Source organism: Bradyrhizobium sp. USDA 3262, from assembly GCF_054060035.1.
This window is the reverse complement of the sequence record NZ_JBSSCT010000001.1, coordinates 152574-171707: the sequence shown is the minus strand read 5'-3', so window position 1 is coordinate 171707 and position 19134 is coordinate 152574. Positions and strand designations below refer to the sequence as shown.

The 19134-nt window shown below is 63.9% G+C and carries 15 protein-coding genes; 12 read left to right on the top strand and 3 right to left on the bottom strand.

Annotated features, from left to right (window positions below; translation table 11 throughout):
• Positions 1-8 precede the first annotated feature (8 nt).
• Genes ACVWYP_RS00830 through ACVWYP_RS00800 form a run of 7 tightly spaced genes read left to right on the top strand, consistent with a single transcriptional unit; the run spans position 9 to position 4750 of the window.
• Complete coding sequence (locus tag ACVWYP_RS00830; protein ID WP_038386656.1) at positions 9-473, top strand: type II secretion system protein; 465 nt, start codon at positions 9-11, stop codon at positions 471-473.
• Entirely contained in the window at positions 439-858 is a 420-nt protein-coding gene (locus ACVWYP_RS00825; protein ID WP_304497388.1) for a prepilin-type N-terminal cleavage/methylation domain-containing protein, read from the top strand. Before ACVWYP_RS00830 ends, ACVWYP_RS00825 begins: the two co-directional genes overlap by 35 nt.
• A complete protein-coding gene (locus tag ACVWYP_RS00820; RefSeq protein WP_304497387.1) occupies positions 855-1562 on the top strand; it encodes a PulJ/GspJ family protein in 708 nt (235 codons plus the stop codon). Before ACVWYP_RS00825 ends, ACVWYP_RS00820 begins: the two co-directional genes overlap by 4 nt.
• Positions 1562-2476 (top strand): type II secretion system minor pseudopilin, encoded by a 915-nt coding sequence (locus ACVWYP_RS00815; protein ID WP_304497386.1) that lies wholly within the window; start codon positions 1562-1564, stop codon positions 2474-2476. The genes ACVWYP_RS00820 and ACVWYP_RS00815 overlap by 1 nt, the downstream gene beginning before the upstream one ends.
• 5 nt (positions 2477-2481) lie before the next feature.
• Positions 2482-3549: a PilN domain-containing protein gene (locus ACVWYP_RS00810; RefSeq protein ID WP_304497385.1), complete on the top strand. Its 1068-nt coding sequence runs from the start codon at positions 2482-2484 to the stop codon at positions 3547-3549.
• Positions 3546-4109 (top strand): type II secretion system protein GspM, encoded by a 564-nt coding sequence (gene gspM, locus ACVWYP_RS00805; RefSeq protein ID WP_028340302.1) that lies wholly within the window; start codon positions 3546-3548, stop codon positions 4107-4109. Before ACVWYP_RS00810 ends, gspM begins: the two co-directional genes overlap by 4 nt.
• Positions 4106-4750 (top strand): hypothetical protein, encoded by a 645-nt coding sequence (locus ACVWYP_RS00800; RefSeq protein WP_304497384.1) that lies wholly within the window; start codon positions 4106-4108, stop codon positions 4748-4750. Before gspM ends, ACVWYP_RS00800 begins: the two co-directional genes overlap by 4 nt.
• Positions 4751-4770: 20 nt before the next feature.
• On the opposite strand, the gene ACVWYP_RS00795 is transcribed toward ACVWYP_RS00800, so the two are convergent.
• On the bottom strand, positions 4771-5379 hold the full coding sequence (locus tag ACVWYP_RS00795) for a prepilin peptidase (protein ID WP_304497383.1): 609 nt from the start codon (positions 5377-5379) through the stop codon (positions 4771-4773).
• 125 nt (positions 5380-5504) lie between these two features.
• Between ACVWYP_RS00795 and ACVWYP_RS00790 the strand changes: the two genes are divergently transcribed.
• The 4 genes from ACVWYP_RS00790 to ACVWYP_RS00775 all read left to right on the top strand — a co-directional run bounded on the left by ACVWYP_RS00790 (position 5505) and on the right by ACVWYP_RS00775 (position 10763).
• Positions 5505-6290, top strand: a complete 786-nt coding sequence (locus tag ACVWYP_RS00790; protein ID WP_057017731.1) for an EfeM/EfeO family lipoprotein — start codon at positions 5505-5507, stop codon at positions 6288-6290.
• A complete protein-coding gene (locus ACVWYP_RS00785; RefSeq protein WP_304497382.1) occupies positions 6287-7663 on the top strand; it encodes a cytochrome c peroxidase in 1377 nt (458 codons plus the stop codon). The genes ACVWYP_RS00790 and ACVWYP_RS00785 overlap by 4 nt, the downstream gene beginning before the upstream one ends.
• Before the next feature lie 241 nt (positions 7664-7904).
• Positions 7905-9956, top strand: coding sequence for an alkaline phosphatase family protein (locus tag ACVWYP_RS00780; RefSeq protein WP_439711227.1), 2052 nt, complete (start codon positions 7905-7907; stop codon positions 9954-9956).
• A gap of 120 nt (positions 9957-10076) precedes the next feature.
• Complete coding sequence (locus ACVWYP_RS00775; RefSeq protein WP_304497380.1) at positions 10077-10763, top strand: hypothetical protein; 687 nt, start codon at positions 10077-10079, stop codon at positions 10761-10763.
• A 12-nt stretch (positions 10764-10775) separates the two neighbouring features.
• Here the strand turns inward: ACVWYP_RS00775 and ACVWYP_RS00770 are convergent, their stop codons facing one another.
• Positions 10776-12200, bottom strand: coding sequence for a cytochrome c peroxidase (locus tag ACVWYP_RS00770; protein ID WP_304497379.1), 1425 nt, complete (start codon positions 12198-12200; stop codon positions 10776-10778).
• Positions 12201-12506: 306 nt separating this feature from the next.
• On the opposite strand from ACVWYP_RS00770, the gene ACVWYP_RS00765 reads away from it, so the two are divergent.
• The gene (locus tag ACVWYP_RS00765; RefSeq protein WP_304497378.1) at positions 12507-14276 is read left to right on the top strand and encodes an alkaline phosphatase family protein; all 1770 of its coding nucleotides are present in this window, start codon (positions 12507-12509) and stop codon (positions 14274-14276) included.
• Between the two features lie 87 nt (positions 14277-14363).
• Here ACVWYP_RS00765 and ACVWYP_RS00760 read toward each other — a convergent pair whose 3' ends face one another.
• Complete coding sequence (locus ACVWYP_RS00760; RefSeq protein WP_304497377.1) at positions 14364-18863, bottom strand: DUF5801 repeats-in-toxin domain-containing protein; 4500 nt, start codon at positions 18861-18863, stop codon at positions 14364-14366.
• Positions 18864-19134: the final 271 nt, after the last annotated feature.

Genomic DNA, 19134 nt, shown 5'->3' with positions numbered 1-19134 from the left:
CGGCAAGCATGAATGACGCGACGCAGCGCGGTTTCACCCTGCTCGAGATGGTGTGCGTGCTCGCCATCATCGCGCTGCTGGCGGCCGTGCTGCTTCCGTTCATTCCGCACCAGACCTCGCGATCGCGCCTGCAGGCCTATGCGCTGCAGACCGCGACGCTGCTGAAGGCCGATCGGAATGCGGCGATCGAGCGCAGCACCAGCGTTGCGACGCTGGTCGATGCACCGAGCCGGGTGATCCACTCCGGCGCGTCGCGCATGACGGTGCGGATCCCCGAGGACGTGCGGTTCGATGCCGTGCTGCCGCAGAGCTGTCAGCGCCGCGCCGCACTGTCGACCATCCGCTTCTTCGCCAATGGCGGTTCCTGCGGCGGCTCCATCGCGCTGACGCGGCTCGATGCGGGATATGAGGTCCGCGTCAACTGGCTTACCGGAAGGGTTGAAATCGTTGCTCGCGACGTCGCCGCCAACTGACCGCGCTGATGCGGGGTTCACCATCATCGAGGTGCTGGTGGCGCTGGCGCTGGTGGCCGTCTCGATCGTTGCGATCGGCGCCGTCATGGGCGTCAAGACGCGCGGCGTGCGAGCGCTGGAGCAGCACGTGGCGCTGATGCAGGCGGTGCGCACCTTGATGACGGTCGGAATTCCGCCCCGCGCGGAATTGCAGTCGGGCACCTCGACGGGGCAGGCGGAGGGCTATCGCTGGACCATCGACGTTGCTCCGCTCGGCGGCGACTGGAAGGTGCCCGAGGGCAACGTGCCCTGGGCCCCGGAGCTGGTGCGGATCCGCGTCAAATCTCCGGGCGGCGCGCTGTCCGACATTCGCACCGTGCGCCTGATGCCGAGGTCGTCGGAATGACCCGGGCAAGGGCAGACCAGCGAACGGGCGAGCGCGGCTTCACGCTGATCGAGACCATTGTCGCGCTGGCGCTGATGGGGCTGTTGCTGTCGGCGCTCGCCAGCATCACGGCGCAATGGCTGCCGAGCTGGAACAGGGGCCTCGACCGGATCCAGCGCAGCGAACTGATCGGGATCGCGCTGGAGCGGATCGGCGCCGATCTTGCCGCCGCGGAGTTCGTTGCCGCCAACCGCGACAGCCACAAGCCGCTGTTCGACGGATCGGAACTGTCCGTGATGTTCGTGCGCACGTCGGCGGGGCCGAATGCGGGGCCGGGGCTCGACGTGGTGCGTCTTGGCGAGGTCAGGGATCGCGGCGAGTTCGTCACGGTTCGCACGCTGACGCGCTTCACGCCGCTGGCCGACGGGGTATCGCTGTCGGAGCAGGTCCATCTCGGCAGCCCGGTGGTGCTGTTGCGCGCGCCCTATCGGCTGTCCTTCGCCTATGCCGGCGCTGACCGGGCATGGAAGAGCGCGTGGAAGGACGCCGACAGGCTGCCGGCGATGATCCGGCTGACCGTGCGCGACGCGGCGAGCCAGCGCGTCCTGTCGGTGTCGACCATCGCGCCGGTCCATGTCCAGATTCCGAGCGACTGCACCAAGCCGGACGGCAATTGCGGCGACAAGCAGAGTTCCGGCAGTGCCACCGATCAGGGGAAGACGTGATGCGCGCGTCCGGCAATATCGGCCGATCGCCGGCCAATCGCGGCTTCGTCATCGTTGCCGTGCTCTGGATCCTGCTGGCGCTGTCGTCGCTGGCGATCATCTTCTCGGCCTATCTGGCCGCGTCGGCGCGCGCGCTGGCGGCCAGCGACCTGTCGTTGCAGACCGAGGCGCTGGTGTCGGCCGGGCTCGAGCTCACCGCCTATCAGCTGACGCTGACGGACGACAAGACGAGGCCGCAGTACGGGACGTTTCAGTTCGGGCTGGACGATGCCAGCGTCGGCGTCACCTTCACGTCGGAGGCCGGCCGCCTGGATCTGAATTACGCATCGAAGGAGATGCTGATCGGCCTGTTCGTCGTGCTCGGCGCCAGGAAGGACGCCGCCAGCGAATACGCCGACCGGATCGTCGGCTGGCGAACCCGGCCCGCGCCGGGCAGCGAGAATGTGGAGGCGGCGCGCTACAACGCGCTGGGCTATTCGCCGCGGCAGGGGCTGTTCACCCATGTCAACGAGCTGGCGCTGGTCGCCGGCATCCCCGAAGCGTTTGTCGATCGCGTGTTGCCGTTCGTGACGGTGTTCAACGGCGGTCCGGATGTTGATCCGACCATTGCCGCGCCGGAAGTCGCTCTCGCCGTCGGTAAGGCATCGGGGAAGGACCAGGACGGCTTCGGGGCGCGCCCGGCTTCGCCGAATGGAATCGCTGCCGGGACGCAGGCCCCAAACCAGCAAAGCGCGGCATCGACGGCGCAGAGCCCGTGCTACCGGATCGCAATCTCGATCCGCTTCCGCAATGGTCACCGCACCACATCCGAGGCGGTGATCGCACTCGGCGACAAGGTCGAGCCTTATCGGGTGTTGTCCTGGCAAAACGATGTCGAGCCGCGAAACCCGGTTCTGCTGCGCAAGAGAGGATGATGGCAATGCTTGCCGAAGCACGGCAATGGTTCGAGCAATGGATCGGCGCGGTCGCGACCGCCGTCGACGGCGTCGCCGGCAGGTTCATGCGCCGGCGCAGCATCGAGCTCGACGAGAATGACGACGGCACGTTCACCGCCCGCCTCGCGGTCTCGAAGGACGGCTCGCCTTCGATGCCGGTTTCGTTCCGGCTCGATCACGATGCGCCGCAGCCTCCGCTGCCAGCCGACTGGAAGACCGCGTTCGACGGCAGCCGCATCGAGGTGCGTTTGCGATCGGATCAGATCGTCAGCCGCGTGCTCGATTTCCCGAGCCAGGCAAGCGACTTCCTCGACGGCATGATCCGCGCGCAGGTCGACCGGCTGACACCATGGAACGCCGCCGATGCCGTCTTTGGCTGGAGTTCGCCGCAGCCGATCGCCAATGACCGCATTGAAGTCGCGTTCGGCGCGACCGCGGCGACGAAGGTCGATCCGCTGATCCGGATGGCGAGGATGCTCGGCGCCGTCTCCGTTGCGGTCTCGGCGCCGGCGGTTGGCGGCGACGGCGCCGCGCAGCAGGTGACGCTGCTCGACAAGTCGCTGCGCGGCCTTGCCGGGCCTTCGGTTCCGCGCCTGTTGCGCGCCGGCCTGGTCTCGACGGCGGCCGCCGCCGCGGTCTCGCTGCTGCTGAACATCTATCTCGGCGGGTGGCTGCAATCCGAGCAGGACGACCTGCAACACCGGATCGCCCAGCGCCGCGCCGCGCTGCGTCTCGATGCCAATGGCGACTCGTCCGGGCTCGGCCTGCTGGCCAAACGCAAGCAGACGACGCCGTCGAGCGTCATGGTTCTCGAAGCGGTCTCGCGCGTGCTGCCCGACACGACCTATGTGACGGAGCTCCGCATCGAGGGCAACAAGGTGCAGGTGGTGGGACTGACCCAGGATGCGCCGTCCCTGATCCGCCTGTTGGAGCAGTCACCGCAATTCAACCGCGCGACGTTCTTCGCGCCGACGACGCGCGCGGCGAATGAATCGGCCGAGCGGTTCCACGTCGAGGCCAACATCTCAGCCTATTTTGGGTCCGGCTCATGAGCGCAGCATCCCGATCGCTGACGGCTGTCAGCACCTCGCCAATGGTCGCGACCGCGAGCTATCTCGGCCTCTTCGTGCTGCTGCTCTTTGTCGTTATCTCATCGCTCTCGGACATCATCGGCCTGCGTAGCGATGTTGCGGCAGCGGCCGGAATGCTGGAGCAACTGGAGGGGCGATCCAGGGCGAATACCGCGCCCGGTCAACCCGCGATGCCGACCGGCTCGGCCTATCTCGAGGGGGCGACCGTCACGGTCGCCGGCGCCACCTTGCTGCAACGGGTGTCGGGGGCGGTGATCAAGGCCGGCGGCAACGTGCTGTCGACGCAGCTCGATGTTCCGAACGCGCCGGCCAAGGCTGGCTTCATCAGCATGGTCGCGAGCAGCGAGATCGAGCAGGCGCAATTGCAGCAGGTGCTCTACGATCTGGAAGCCGGCATGCCGTTCCTGTTCATCGACCAGCTGGTCGTGCAACCCGTCGCCGACGAGGCCGCCAAGGGCGCCGATCCCGGCAAGCTGCGCGTGCTGCTTGGCGTCTCCGGACAATGGCGAGGGGCCAAATGATGCGACGCTTCGCGGCCACCATCGTGCTGTTGGCGGTGTCGGCCTATTCGGCGCCGGCTGCGGTGCCTGCCCCATCCGGCGATGCATTGGACGCCGGGATGCTCGACGATACTCGTCTCGGCGGACCGGTGCTGAGTTCACCGCCACCGTCCGAACCGGCGACGTCGGTCCGGGCCCCGTCGCCGGCACCGACGCCGCGGCCGCTCAGCGCCAATCCGCTGTGGGGCATCCCGCTCAAGACGCTGTCCAACACGCGCGACCGGCCGGTGTTCTCGCCGTCGCGGCGGCCTCCGCCTGCCGTCGTTGCGGAACCGGAGGTCAGCAAGCCAGCGCCGGCGCCGCCGCGCAAGGTCGCGATCGAGCCACCGCCGCTGTCGCTGGTCGGTACGATCGCGGGAGATGACGAAAGCTTCGGGATCTTTCTCGATCAATCGACCAAGACGGCGCTGCGGCTGAAGATCGGCGATGACTTCCAGGGATGGAAGCTCCGGACCATCAATGGCCGCGAAGTCACGATGCAGAAGGACGATCAGGGGGCCGTGCTCACATTGCCTCAGCCCGGCGGCGACGAGAGCGGCGATGTCCGCCTCGTTCCGGTCAGCACGGAGAGGAAGCCTTTGGCCGCGCGGCGCCAGATGTGACTGCGTATCCGGCCGTGGCGCTAGTTCAGCGCAAGCCAGCTCTGAAGGGCAGGCGTCACGAGAAGCCCGAGCGCCAGAAACGGGCCGAACGGGATCGAGGTCTGACGCTTCATCTCGTGACCGGCGAGTTGCAGGCCGCCCGCAACCCCGAGCGCCGCGAGTGCCGCGATCAGCAGCAGGGTCGGAATGCCTGTCGCGCCGACCCAGATCGCCGCAGCGGCAAGAAACTTGACGTCGCCAAGCCCCAATCCGTCGACTTGCCGCAAGGCGAAGTAAACACGCTGCAATAGCAGGAACAGGACGCCGACCAGGACCGCGATTCCCATGGCGGTGAAGGCGGCCATCGTGCCTTCGGTGACGACGACGTTTGCGAGACCGAGCGCCGCGATCGCAAGGTTCAGCCAATTGGGAATGATGCCGTGGCGAAGATCGATCAGCGCGACGGCGCAGCAGAGTATGCAAAGCGCGCCGTAAGATCCGATAAGATAAAGAGCTTCGCGATCAATCTGCATGACGACGGACGAGTGACAGGTGCGAGCGTTGTGTTGCAACAACTCACGCGCGTTGAACAGTCCAATTTCAATCGGTCTACAGCAGCGCGAACGAGTTTGCGAGATTGTGATCGTCACCGACGCTGGCGAAGCAGAAAAGATGCGACAAAAAGTCCGCGCTGTCACAAATCCGCATAGGATACCGACAATAGTTCGCCCCACTACATGCCGCGAGCCCTTCGTGGCAGACGAGTGGGTTGACTATGCACAAGATGCAAGTGGCGGCGTGCCTTGCTTTGCTGGCAGCGTTCGCAGGCGTGCGCGCCGCGAATGCCGGCGCTCTCGAGGAGGGCGCCGAGCGCTACCGGCCATATTTGATCGAGGGCGTTGCCAGCGCGCTGACAGGCGCGCGTGCGTTGCGCGAGCGCGCCGCGGCCGCGGATTTGCCTGGAGCGAAGAAGGCCTGGCTGTCGGCGCGCGCCGGCTGGGAGCGCTCGGAGGTGTTCACCGCAGGCTTCGTGCCTGAACTCGATGCGCAGATCGACGCCTGGCCGAACGCCGACAGCGGGTTCCACGCTATCGAGGCGAAACTGTTCGGAGCTGCCAGCACCGACGTTGCCACCGATGCGACCGGCCTTGTCGAGCATCTGAATGATCTCCACGGCAAGCTCAAGGACATCAAGCTGACGCCGCAGGGCCTCCTGGATGGCACGGTGCGGCTCGCCTACGAAGTCGGAGAGAGCAAGGCCGATGGTGGCGAGTCGCGCATCAGCGGCACCTCGCTGGACGACATGCGCAACAATATCGCCGGGATCGACTTCGCCTACCACACGATCTTCTCGGCCGCGCTCAACACGGTCGACGGCAAGCTCGACGAGATGGTGACGAACCGGATCGAGCAGCTCGAAGCGATCGTCGCGACGCCTGACCTGCCGCATGTCAACATTGCCGATCTGCGCCAGACCAGTGAGGAACTGGTCGTTGCGCTGCAGAGCGCCTCGGCAAAGCTCGGGCTGCAGCGGCCGACCCTGGAGGCCCAGGCGCGATGAGATCGCTTCACCTGCGTCTGGCTGCGCTGCTCTCCGGTGTCATCGCCCTGGCACTGCTTGGGCGTGCGGTGGCGTTTCCGGTCGACGGTGACAAGACCGTGCTGCCTGTTGCGACCGAGCTGAACGAGGATGCGCTCGACAAGCCGCGCGAGGTGTTCCAGTCCGAGCGGACCGGAGCCAAGTCCTATCTGGTGAATCTCGGCGATCTCGCGTTCAATTCGCCGGGGCTGCTCGGTGACGTGGCGCGGCAGGCCGGCGTGAGCTGCGGCACCTGCCACGTCAATGGCGCGAACAACGCCAAATTCTTCATGCCGAAGATGTCGAGCCGGCCCGGCACGTTCGACACCACCGGTCCGCTGTTCAATCCGAAGGCCAACAATCTGGCGTTCGATCCCGTGCGGATACCGAGCCTGCGCGGCGCCCGTTATCTTGCGCCCTATGGCGCCGACGGCCGCTTCGCCTCGCTGCGCGACTTCGTCCACAACGTCATCACCAACGAGTTCGCAGGTCCCGAGCCGTCGCCGGCAACGCTCGATGCGATCGTTGCCTATATTCACGACATCGACTTCCTGCCCAATCCGAGCCTTGGTCCCGCCGGACGGCTGGCCGGCAAGGTCACCGACGCGGAGCGCCGCGGCGAAGCGCTGTTCGCGAAGCCGTTCCCGCACGATCCATCATTGAGCTGCGCGGGGTGCCACGTTCCGTCGTCCGGCTTCGTCGATCACCGGCAGCACGACATCGGTTCCGGCGGCCTGTTCAAGACGCCGACGCTGCGCAACGCCGACTTCAACGCGCCGTACTTTCACGACGGCCGCTTCGACAATTACAGCCAGGTTGTCGACTATTTCGACCGGACTTTTCAGCTCGACCTCTCGGCGCAGGACAAGGGCGACCTCGTTGCCTATCTCACGGCGGTCGGCGATGGCGCGCAGCCCTATGAGCGCGACGGTGCCGGTGCAACGCTGAAGGAGATCAACGATTTCTCGATGGTGCTCGCGACCGCGATTCCTGCCGGCGACAAGGACATCGTCGCGCTGGCGGTCGATACGATCGGCCGCGAACTGCGCGAGTTGACCGAGCAATATCCCGACCGCAAGAACACCAGCGTCTCGGGCGGCGAGCAGCAGCGTGTACTCGCGCGGAGCGGCCTCAAGGAGCTCGTGCTCACGCTGCGGCGAATCGAGATGGCGGTTGCGGCAGGGCGCAACGCGGATGCCACAACCGAGTTCAGGAATTATCGCAATCTGATGGCTGCTGCAGTGCCTGCGCTGTTGGCCAGCGCCGAGCCATGGTCGCTATTCAATCAAGACGTGCATGACCAACATTATGCTGCGCTTCGCCAGGTGATGCGCTCCAAACACCTTTCGCGCTGATTGCACTGTAACGCGATGATTTTGCGATCTGCGGCGTGACGCGGATGCTCGATCAATTTTCTAGCCCTGATTGCATCGTTGAATCGTGGAGCTGCAGCGCAGCAGCAGATGTCTCCACAGAAAATATTTGAACGTTTCGAAATTTCTCGCGCGTTTTCACGTAAGCGAAAACCATGCGTCATATTGTCGCACTAAGCAGTGTGTGTTGCTAACCGCAAACACCCTGAGGTCGACAATGAGTTTGAATTACAAAAAGCACTGGCGAACCAGCACCGCGCTCTGCATCGCGTCAACGGTGCTCGTCGCAACAGCCGCATATGCCGCTCACTATCCGGGCGGCCGCAGTGATTGGGACAAGCGTCCGCATCACAATCATCAGGCGCACGAAGAGGGCGATCGTGCGAAGCATGAGAACCATGGCCATCATGGTGACGGCGATCACGGCGTGAAGACCGCGTCGCCGATCAAGCACGTCATCATTCTGATCGGTGAAAACCGCGGCCTCGATCACACCTTCGGTATCTACAAGCCGAAGGGCAAGGGGCAGACCATCTCCAACCTGTTGTCGAAGGGCATCGTCAACGAGGATGGAACGCCGGGACCGAACTTTGCGCAGGCGCAGCAGTCTTCGGTCGCGGGCCAGCCCTTGTACTATATCGGCGCACCGACGATCGGAAAGTCGCCCTACAACGCGACCAACCCGATGCCGCAGCCGAACACGGCCGGCACGCCGACCGCGCAGAGCGACACCGGCGCTCCGTTCAAGACGATCGCAGAAGCCAGCGTCGAGAAGGACATGGACCCGGCCGATCTCGATATCCTCACCACCGGCTTCAGCGGCCTGCCGACCGGTGTGCTGGATACCCGCATTCCCGGCGCCGGCGGTCTGAACGGACCGTTCCAGCTGCAGGGCGAGCAGATCAGCGACGACGACTACACCGGCGACTCGACGCATCGCTTCTATCAGGATTGGCAGCAGGAAGACTGCAGCGCCGCCAACGCCACCAAGAAGAACAATTCGGGCTGCCTGAACGATTTGTTCCCGTTCGTGATGGCGACCTATTCGGCGTCCAACAAGAGCATGGCCAACTCGATGGGCTACTACAACGCCCAGCAGGGTCAGGCTCCGGTCCTGAAGATGCTCGCCGATCGCTTCACCCTGAGCGACAACTTCCACCAGTCGTTCCATGGCGGCACCGGCGCGAACCATTTCATGCTCGGTACCGGCGACGCGGCCTTCTGGAGCGACGGCAAGGGCAATCCGGTGACGCCGCCGGTCAACCTGATCGCCAATCCGAATCCGGTCGCGGGTTCGGTCAACCGCTACACCGTCGATGGCAATTGGAGCAATTGCTCTGATGTCTTCCAGCCGGGCGTCAAGCCGATCGTCACCTACCTCAACAATCTGCCATACGCGGCGGAGCCGAACTGCAAGCCCAACCACTACTACATGCTCAACAACGTCAACCCGGGCTATCTGCCGAACGGCGCGCTGTCGGGTGGCAACAACGTGCCGCCGTCGTCGGTTCGCACGATCGGCGATGCGCTCATGGAGAAGAACATCTCCTGGGCGTTCTATGGCGGCGCGTTTAACGACGCCGTGGCGCTTTCCAACGCCGCGGTTGCCGCCAATCCGTCGAACCCGAACCTCAGCGCCGCTGCGGTCGCCGATCCGGCGCACGCGCTCGGCGTTGCCTACTGCCAGATCTGCAATCCGTTCCAGTATGCGACCTCGATCATGGCCAACCCGGCCGTGCGTCAGGCTCACATGAAGGACACTGCCGATCTGATCACGGCGATCCAGAACAACACGCTGCCTGCGGTGTCGTTCGGCAAGCCGGACGGCCTGCTCGACGGTCATCCGCAGAGCTCGAAGGTTGATCTGTTCGAGGCCTATGTCCTGAACGTGCTCAACTCGCTGGACAACAACCCGGAGCTGAAGGCTGAAACCGCGGTCTTCATCACCTGGGACGAGGCCGGCGGCTATTGGGACTCCGGCTACCAGCAGTCCATCGACTTCTTCGGCGACGGACCGCGCATTCCGACCCTGATCCTTTCGCCCTATTCGACGGGCGGCAAGGTCAACCACAACTACGCCGACCACGTTTCGCTGCTGAAGTTCATCGAACGCAACTGGGCTCTCCAGCCGCTCACGAACCGCAGCCGCGACAACCTGCCGAACCCGAGCTACTCGAAGAACAACGAGTACGTTCCGACCAACAGCCCGGCATTGTCTGACATGTTCGATGCGTTCGACTTCAGCAAACCGGTCACGTTGTCCTACACCGAGTGATCAAGCTCTCGCCCACAGCGAGGTCTTGACTCCATCCGAGGCCGGCGCCGATCGAACCAATGGTTCGGTCGGCGCTGTCTTGTTCTACCCGCCCACCACCTGATCGGCCGGAGACATGCGATGAAACGCAACGAGAAGACGTGCTCGATCAGCAGGAGCGTCGCGGCCGGCCTGTTTGCCGTCACCATCCTGGCCAGCGCGGCGATCCCGGCCATGGCGCAGCAGTTCTCCGCGGACCTCGTCGCGAACAAGGACGATACGTCAGCCGCCATGGGAGCCCTGCGGGTCTCCGGCGGAAAAGCACGGATCGAGACAAGCGCGCTGCCTGACGGCTTCTTCCTGATCGATACGGGCAAGCCCGCGGCCTATTTCGTCCGTCCGGCGGCACGCGTTTACATGGACGCGCGGCAATCGAGCCCGCTCACCCAAATGTTCATTCCGGTCGATCCGGATGATCCCTGCCGGCAATGGCTGGCAATGGCGCAGCTGTCCGCGCCGATCGACCTCGCGACGTGGCACTGCCAGCGCGACGGAGAGGAAACCATCGCGGGGCAGAATACCGACGTCTTTCGAATCGCCGCGCCGTCCGGTTTGAGCTTTGTCGGCTGGATCGACCGCGCGCGCAGATTTCCGGTACGGATCAAGACCCCGGATGGGACGGTGATCGCTGCCGATCACATCCGCGACGAGCCGCAGGCGGCGCAAATGTTCGAAATTCCCGCAGGCTTGCGCAGGTTCGACCCGCAAGCGCTGATCCGTCGGATCCAGCAGAGCGACGTATGGGTTGAGCCGCCGGCTTCGGAGTGAGTACGCCGTCCGTTACTGCGACTGCTGGCTTGTTACCGGCAGGATCCGGCCGAGCGCGGTGTAGTGCGATTGATGCACGTTGCTGTTGAACAGCGACCAGGGTTCGGCCTTTTTCAGGGCGACGGGTACGTCGAAGTGCACCAGCTGCGCAAAGTTGCGATATTCGGCCATCGCATCGTCGATACGGCCGGCGGCGACGTCGAGATCGATGCGGCGCAGGGTGAGAACGAGGTCCTTCAGGATCGCGCGCGCCGCCAGCCGCTCGTCCTTGCCACCGATCGCGGTTTTCCTGATGTCCGGGATGCGCTCGGTCAGTTCGCGCAGTTCGGCCCCGACCCCGGTCACGGCCAGTGACACCACCGCGGTATCGGCAGCCGGGATCGCGACCTCGAGAACGCTCGAGAGCTCGAGCACCTCTTTCATCCGGAGCATAACGCCGTCCTTGTCGAACGGGCGTTCGCCGTCGCCGACCGCATTCAGATAGGCCACGAGATCCTGGGCGTCCTGCGTCGACAGTTCGAGGTCGAACACACGATCGAAATGATCGACCACCTGTTCATAGCTGTCGTAGCGGCCGTCGTGGAAATACGGGGCGTTGAAGTTGGCGTTCAGCAAAGTCGGGGTCTTGACCAGTCCACCGGATCCGACGTCGTGACGCATCTGGTCGTTGAAGGTTCCACCCGGAGTATGACAACCGGCGCAGCTCAGCTCGGCCTGCTTCGGGAACGGCTTGAAGAACAGCGCCTCGCCGCGGCGCTCGGCCAGGCTCGCCTGCGCGGCAAGCCTGCCGCCGGGCGCAATCTTCGGATTGGGGAGGAAATCGATATCGTTGATATAGGCGACGAGGCCGTCGAGAACCTCGTCGCGCGGCTTCGGACCGGAAAATTCATTGACGATGACATTATAGACGAAGTCGCGCAGCGAGGTGATGCGCCCGTCATGTCCGTAGGGGGCGAGGAAGCGGGCGCCGCGCAGGCTCGGAATCCTGACCGGATCGAGGATGCTGTTGAACGCCTTCGCGTTGAAGATGAGGCTGGTCGCATCGAAGGTGCCGGGGCGGGAGGATGCGCCCGGAACGAACAGTTTCGGGTTGGATGCGCCGTTGACGTGACAGGTGCCGCAGCTCATCTCGGCCTGACGCGCCTTGCCGCCCAGGATGGAAGGCGAGTTGAACGCGAGATCGCCGAGATTGACCAAATAGGACTTTCGCCCACCGACGGCTTCGGAATGAAAGAGTTCGCGGGGCCGCGCCAGCGCCTCCTCGGAAAATTCGGTGCCGGCCGGCAGCACGGTCTGGTCGCCGCCGAGCGGGAACGCCGTCGCGCGCAACGGAAGCAGCGCAACGACGAGCGCCAGCCACGCGACGCGTGACGGTCTAACGCGATCGGCAGCTGCACGATGTTTTCCGGAGCCGGACGCCAGAATATCCCAAGCCATTGCGCGAAAACGCCCCTGTCACAAATGCATATGCGCTGCCGTGCGTAGGAAGATGTCGCGGAGGTGACAGTTTCCTGTCGGCAGGATCAATGACCATCTGACTGGATAGACGAATTTTGATTGCGGTTTGATGACGCTCGATCAGCGAACTGCAACGCAGTCTGCGTTTGACAGCATGAAAGTCTGTTGGTGCGCGAGCATCATTCCGCGCGTTTGTGCGCGCGTCGAAAAACAGTCATCCCAGCGAAATGTGTTTTGCATAGCGTGTAGCTCCATTTCTATTTCTTTCTAAATCAGGAGAGCACTATGCGGCTTTGGGGAGCCATTCCGGCGCTCGCGGTTGTTGCTGGCGCCGTTGCCATCTCGCCGGTAGCAAACGCAGAGAATTTGGTCGAAAAGATCGTTGATGAGTTCAAGCACGAGATCAGGGACGAGCTGCGCGATCTGCGTGATCGCGGTCATGAAGGCGTGCGCCAGTACAAGCACATCGTCGTCATCTATCAGGAGAACCACAGCTTCGATAACCTCTACGGCCACTGGGGCGATGTCGGCCGCGACCGGATCAACGGCACATCCGATGCCGATTCGGCGCACACCCTGCAGGTTCGGCAGGACAACCAGACCGTCTATGCCTGCCTGCTGCAGAACGACGTCAACCTGACCTCTCCGTCGCCGCAGCCGACAAGCTGCACCGACAATACGGGCACGGTCGCGATCCTGAGCGCGTTCAAGAACAAGCCGTTCGAGATCAACGAATTCATTCCGACCTCGGCCACCACCTGCCCGAAGCCGCTCGGCGCTTTCGCGGCCCATGGCTTCCTCAACGGCACCGGCGCCCCCGGCGGCTGCACCGCGGACATCGTGCACCGCTTCTACAGCGAGCAGTACCAGCTCAACGGCGGTCGGCAGAACCGCTACATGACCGGCAGCGACGCGGCGGGTCTGGTGATGGGCTATTACGACACCAAGAAACTGCCCATCTACACCTATCTCCACGGCCGCGGCGCGCCGAACTACATCATCGCCGACAGCTTCTTCCAGGGCGCGTTCGGCGGTTCGTTCCTCAACCACCAGTTCCTGGTCGCCGCCGCGGCGCCGCAGTTCGTCGGTGCCCTGAATGACGGCAGCGCCAACGACTTCCACTCGATCGTCGATGCCAACGGCATGCCGACGAGCACGCCGCTCTACACGCCGCTCACGACCGTGAAGGATGCGCAGCTGACTGCGAAGTGCAATCAGGCCGGCCTGCCGGCGGGCCTCGCCTGCGGCGACTACGCGATCAACACCACGCAGCCGTTCTATCAGCCCTATTCGCCGGGCACCGCCGACATCAAGCGCCTGCCGCCGCTGCACACGCCGAACATCGGCGATCGGCTGTCGGCAAAGCACGTCGATTGGGCCTGGTATTCGGGCGGCTGGTCGAACGCCAACGGCGACGTCGGCGCTTCGGGCTGGACCAACGGCAACGGCACGACCTGCACCGATCCGAACCATGTCTCCACGGCGGTGTTCCCGAACTGCCCGGACGTGGATTTCCAGTACCACCATCAGGCGTTCAACTACTTCGCCAACTACGCGCCCGGAACGCAGGCCCGCAAGGATCACCTGAAGGACGAGGCTGAGTTCATCCAGGCGGCCAAGACCGGCCGACTGAAGCAGGTCAGCTTCATCAAGCCGATCGGCGAGGAGAACGAGCATCCGGGCTACACCAGCGAGTCCGAAGGCAGCCAGCATCTCGTCGACCTCGTCAAGGCGATCGTGGAGGGGCCGGATGGCAAGGACACGCTGATCGTCATCACCTATGACGAGTTCGGCGGGCAGTGGGATCACGTTCCGCCGCCGCCGTTCAACCGCCATGGTGCCGAAGCCAAGGCTGCGGACCAGTGGGGCCCGGGCACCCGCATTCCGGCGCTCCTGATCGCCAAGCGCTTCAACAAGTCGGGCGTCGCGCATGAGGACTTCGACACCACGTCGATCCTCAAGATGCTCGAAAAGCGCTTCGACCTCGACCCGCTGGTGATCCGCCCGGTGCGTAGCCTCTCGGCGGCGCTGAAGGCCGGCGAGGGCTGGCATTAAACGAGAAGCGGTTCTGGCCCGCGTCAACGTCCGACGCGGGCCGGAGTGCCGGCCACGCGCCCAAGGGATTGCTAGACGAAGGGATCGCTACACGATCAGATCGTGTAGCGGATGGGTCACGACGGTGTCCGGCGTATGGTCCGGGAAGAAATCTGTTTGCGCCGGGATAGCCGGCCCCATTGCCGGCGTTCCACCAGTTGCAACTCCTTGTGCCAGCTGAAATCCGGCTGAATCGTCGTGACCGAACCACGTGGGGCTTTGATCGAATTGTGGAGGAGACGCAGCCCCCTGCTGTCCAAGACTCGGAAGCTCCTCCGTGAAATGAAAGGACTGCCCGGTCGTTCCGCTGTCTACGAAGGGCAGCATTGCCTGAGACAACGCCACGTCCTCGTGGCTACTCGTTGACATCGGACTAACATCGGGCGCTGGAGCGCTGCCGCCGACCGGCGGCGCGGCGCTGTCCGGGCTGGCCGCGAATGTGAAGGCGTCCATCCCCGCCGTGTGACACTGAATATCGACCTGAAGGTTGGTCGAAGCCGAATCGCCGTCCGCATCGACCGCCGTCACATCGAACAGGAGATCCGCGTTGATGCTCGTCTTTTCAGTATAGCTGATGTTGTTGATCGCGAAGGTGGGACACCCGGCTTCCACCCGATCATAATCGACCTGGACTTGGCTAAACGACCTGTCAACGTAAAGCGTGTATGTCGTCGTCGTGGCATCAAAGGAGTAGGTATCGATCAGCGAAGCATCCGATGTCTCCTGGACCACGAAGCTGGCGCTGCCGCAGAGCGGCCTGGGTACATCGATGCAGAAGTCGTGAACGTCGGCGCTGCCATCGAGAACCTTGAAGATCACACCGGCGGTGCCGTAGCCCTGCCATTGCGTGAGATTGAAGCTGACCTGCGACTGTTTCTCGGTGAACGCGAGATTCAACTGCTCGGCCGGGTCCATTTGCAGTCCGCTGTCGCCGACCGCAATACCGCATTCCGATGCCTTGACATCGAGCGGATGGCCGGCGCAGTCGGACCCGGTAATCACCAGTTGTCCGTCCGGAGCAGTCAATGACGGCGTACCGCAGATCGTGGCATCAAAATCCGAGCCGCTGACGGTGACGTCCTTCGACGGCCCGGCGTGCTCGAGATCAAAGCAGAAGGTTCCATCCGGATCGATCAGCAACTTGAAATAAGGATCGTCGAGCCTGCCGCCGCAATCGGTAAGATACGCGTCGAGTTCGACGCCGCCGCCCACTTCATGGGTCGTATAGTAGAAGTTGTAATCATCGCCATGTCCGGTGACGTGCACCGCGGTAATGCCGTTGCCCAGGCATGACGTGGCCAGATCATATCCCGTGCAGCCGACTGGACCGTTGTGGACGGCAACGAACATCGCGGCATCGCCATCCGCGCCGAAATTGATATCGTAGCTGCCTGTCGCAGTCTGATGGTCCTGAGCGGCGACGAAGGTCTCCGGGAAGCCGCAAATGGTCGGGTGATCGTCCGTGATCGTCAGTTGCTTGCCGAGGTCGATGCAGGCGCTCTGGAAGTCGCCGTCCTTGTCCGTGATGGTGGCAACCAGGCTGACGACGCCGGCGGTCAGCGACACGGCTTCGCCACTGTCAGGGCCGGCGCAGGACGGATGCGTCACCGCGCGATATTCGGTGAAGGTGACGCATCCCGTGGCCGGATCAACCGCGATGGTGAATGCCAGCGCCCCGCTCGCTGTGCCGACATGGCCTTCGATGGTGTTGCCGTTCAGAACCAGCACGTCGGAGCAGCCGGTATGCGAATCGATCAGACCGGATGGGGTGCAGTCACCTCCGTTGAGCGTCAGTGCGTAGTGAGTTGTCGCGCCATCGGCGCCCTGGAGCGAGGTGAACGCCGTCGAGAAATCGGCGGAAATTTTCGTCAGCGCGGCGTCCGGCGCCGAGCCCGCGATGTGGTCGTCCAGCGCCGTTGCCGTCAGGTGCGCCTCGCTCAGCGTCAACGACGGAGCGGTGCAATTGGCCCGGATGCAGGGGCCATCGTCGCTGATGCTTAGCCTGCTGCCGAGGTCGAGGCTGGCGCTCTGGAAGTCGCCGTCCTTGTCCGTGATCGTGGCATTCAGGCCCACGATGCCCGCGGCCAGCGATACGGCTTCGCCGCTGTCCGGGCTGGTGCCGAGCGGCTGCTCCACCGGCCGGTAGTCGGTGAAGGTCACGCGTCCCGTGGCCGGATCAAGCGTGATGGTGAATGCCAGCGTGCCGTTGGTCGCGCCGACGCGGCCTTCGATCGTGTTGCCGTTCAGAACCAGCAGGTCAGCGAGGCCGGTATGCGAATCGATCAGCCCCGACGCCGTGCCGTTGCCGCCGGTGATCGTCAGCGCGTAGTGGATGGTCGCGCCATCGGCGCCTTGCACCGAAGTGAACGCCGTCGAGAAATCGGCGGAAGTCGTCGTCAACGCCGCGTCCGGCGCCGAGCCCGCGATGTGGTCGTCCAGCGTCGTTGCCGTCAGATGCGTCTCACTCAGCGTCAGCGATGGAGCCGTGCCCGCCGCCTCGATGCGCGGGCCATCGTCCGTGATTGTCAGCTGCTTGCCGAGATCGATGCTGAGATCCTGGTATTGGCCGTCGCTCTCCGTGACCGTCGCGATCAGGTTGACGAGGCCGGTCCCCAGCGCGATCCCTTCGCCGCTGTCAGGGCTGGTACCCGACGATTGTTCGACCGCGCGGTGCTCGACGAAGGTCACGCGGCCCGTGGCCGGGTCAACCGTAATGGTGAACGCGAGCGCTCCGCTTGCTGTGCCGACATGGCCTTCGATGGTGTTGCCGTTCAGAATCAGCAGGTCAGCGAGACCGGTATGCGAGTCGATCAGCCCTGACGCCGTGCCGTTGCCGCCGGTGATCGTCAGTGCGTAGCTGACTGTCAGACCCGGTGCGGTGACGAATGCCGCCGAGAACTCGCCTGAGGTCGTCGTCAACGCGGCGTCCGGTGCCGAGCCGGCGATGTTGTCGTCCAGCGTCGTCGCTGTCAGATGAGTCTCGCTCAATGTCAGCGATGGCGCCGTTCCGACCCCGATCAACGGGCCGTGGATGACGAGTGTCACCGTCTGCGGGGTGCCGCCTATCGTGGTCACCGTGAAGCTGTCGGTCAGCGTGTCACCGACATGGAGGGCTTGCACAGAGCTGTTGGCGTTGTCGAGCGTATAGGTCCACACGCCGGCCGTTGTCAGCGTGAATGAGCCGTAGCCACCAACGCTTGTCGTCGGCGCGTTCACGGCGGTGAAGGTATTGGCGGGATCGTCGACATCGGTATCGGTGAGCGTGCCCTTTGCGATGAGCAGGCCGGGCGAGGCATGACTGACGCCGACCGCACCCACCACCGAGCCGGCCTTGGTGCCGGAAATGATGGAGGCGTCATCGGCGCCGAGGATGCTGATGTCGAAGCTCTCGCTGGCCGAGAGCGAGCCGTCCGAGACCGTGATCACGAAGCTCTGGGTCGCGTTGGCCTTCAGCGCGTTGATTGCGGCATTGTTCGGAACGAAGGTGTAGTTTCCGGTGGCGCTGTTGAGATAGAGCGTGCCAAATGTACCGACGCTCGACACGTCGTATGTCGCCTGTCCCAGCACCGTATTGCCCGTGGCGCCTCCGCTGATGCCGAATTTCAGTGCGCCGCCCTTGATGCTGGTCGCGGAAAAGGTCCCGCTCGCCGCATTAAAGTCGTCAAATATCACCGTATCGATTTCAGTCGGCCCCGCTCCGAGATTCAGCTTCGGCGGAGCCGGCGGCAGCTTGAAGAGATCATTTTTCGCGAAGATCGCCACCGGCAGCGGCCCGAGCGTATCTTGCACCGGCGACAGCGGGGACTGCTGAATAAAATTGATCGGCAGCAGCAGCTGGCCCCCTTCGAGAGCGGGCATGCCGGACCCTTTCGATGCCGGTCCCTTCTCGAAATAGGCAAGCGTCTCCTGTTGGGCCTCCCGTAATTCCTCCATGTGCGCAGGGGAATTCGTGGCATGGCTTACGCCGACGGAAGATCCTCTTCTGCTCAGAGTGATCGTCTCTTCAGGATCCTCGACGATGATATGACGGGGGATCGCCTCCTTGGTCACGAGCTCGAACACGCCGTGGTGGAGGTCCTTGTATTTGATGTTGTCGTCGTCCAGGAAGGTGACATTCGGCTCCGCGGCCCGGGCGTCCTCCAGCAGTGAGAAGGTCAGGGCGGCCAATGACAGCATGCCGAGGCCGCTGGCCCGAATGGTGCCGACCGGTGTGTCCGCAGTCAGGACGCCAGACCCTGCCAGCCGGCTGCCGATGAGGCGGAAGAGGCTTCTGGCTTTTGCGAACGGGCCCGGCCGCAAGTCCCCGCCGGGATCCTGCGCGATGTCGCCCAACTCCAGCCGGGTGCCGGCCGGCAAATTGAGCACCCTGCCATCGACCAGGCGGATTTCGATCCGCCCGCCGGCTCCGACCTCGATGACGTCACCCTGGCGAACGGGATCGCCAACTACGATTTCAATCGGTACGCCGCGGGCACGCGCGATCGTGCCATAACCGGTCGCCGTCCAAACAGTGCCAACAACACGGGGCGGCTGGCCTAAAACGGCCATGCACGCGTCCCCGAACTCTACGCCGGACGCAACTGACATTGGCTTTTTGCCTGTTGGGCAGTTCGAGCGGGAGGTGGTGCCGCAGTTTTTTTATTTTGGCTTGGTTCGGCCACGCGGCGAAAAACCCCGCGCCGTCAGCCATAGGCTTGTCCGCTGAAACGTCCTGATTGAAACCAAAATTCGGCAGTAAAAATCGAATTCCAATACTGTGGGGAGCAATACGAAAATGACAGCACTGCTGTCCTTTATCGCGCGTGCAGCCCCGCAAAAT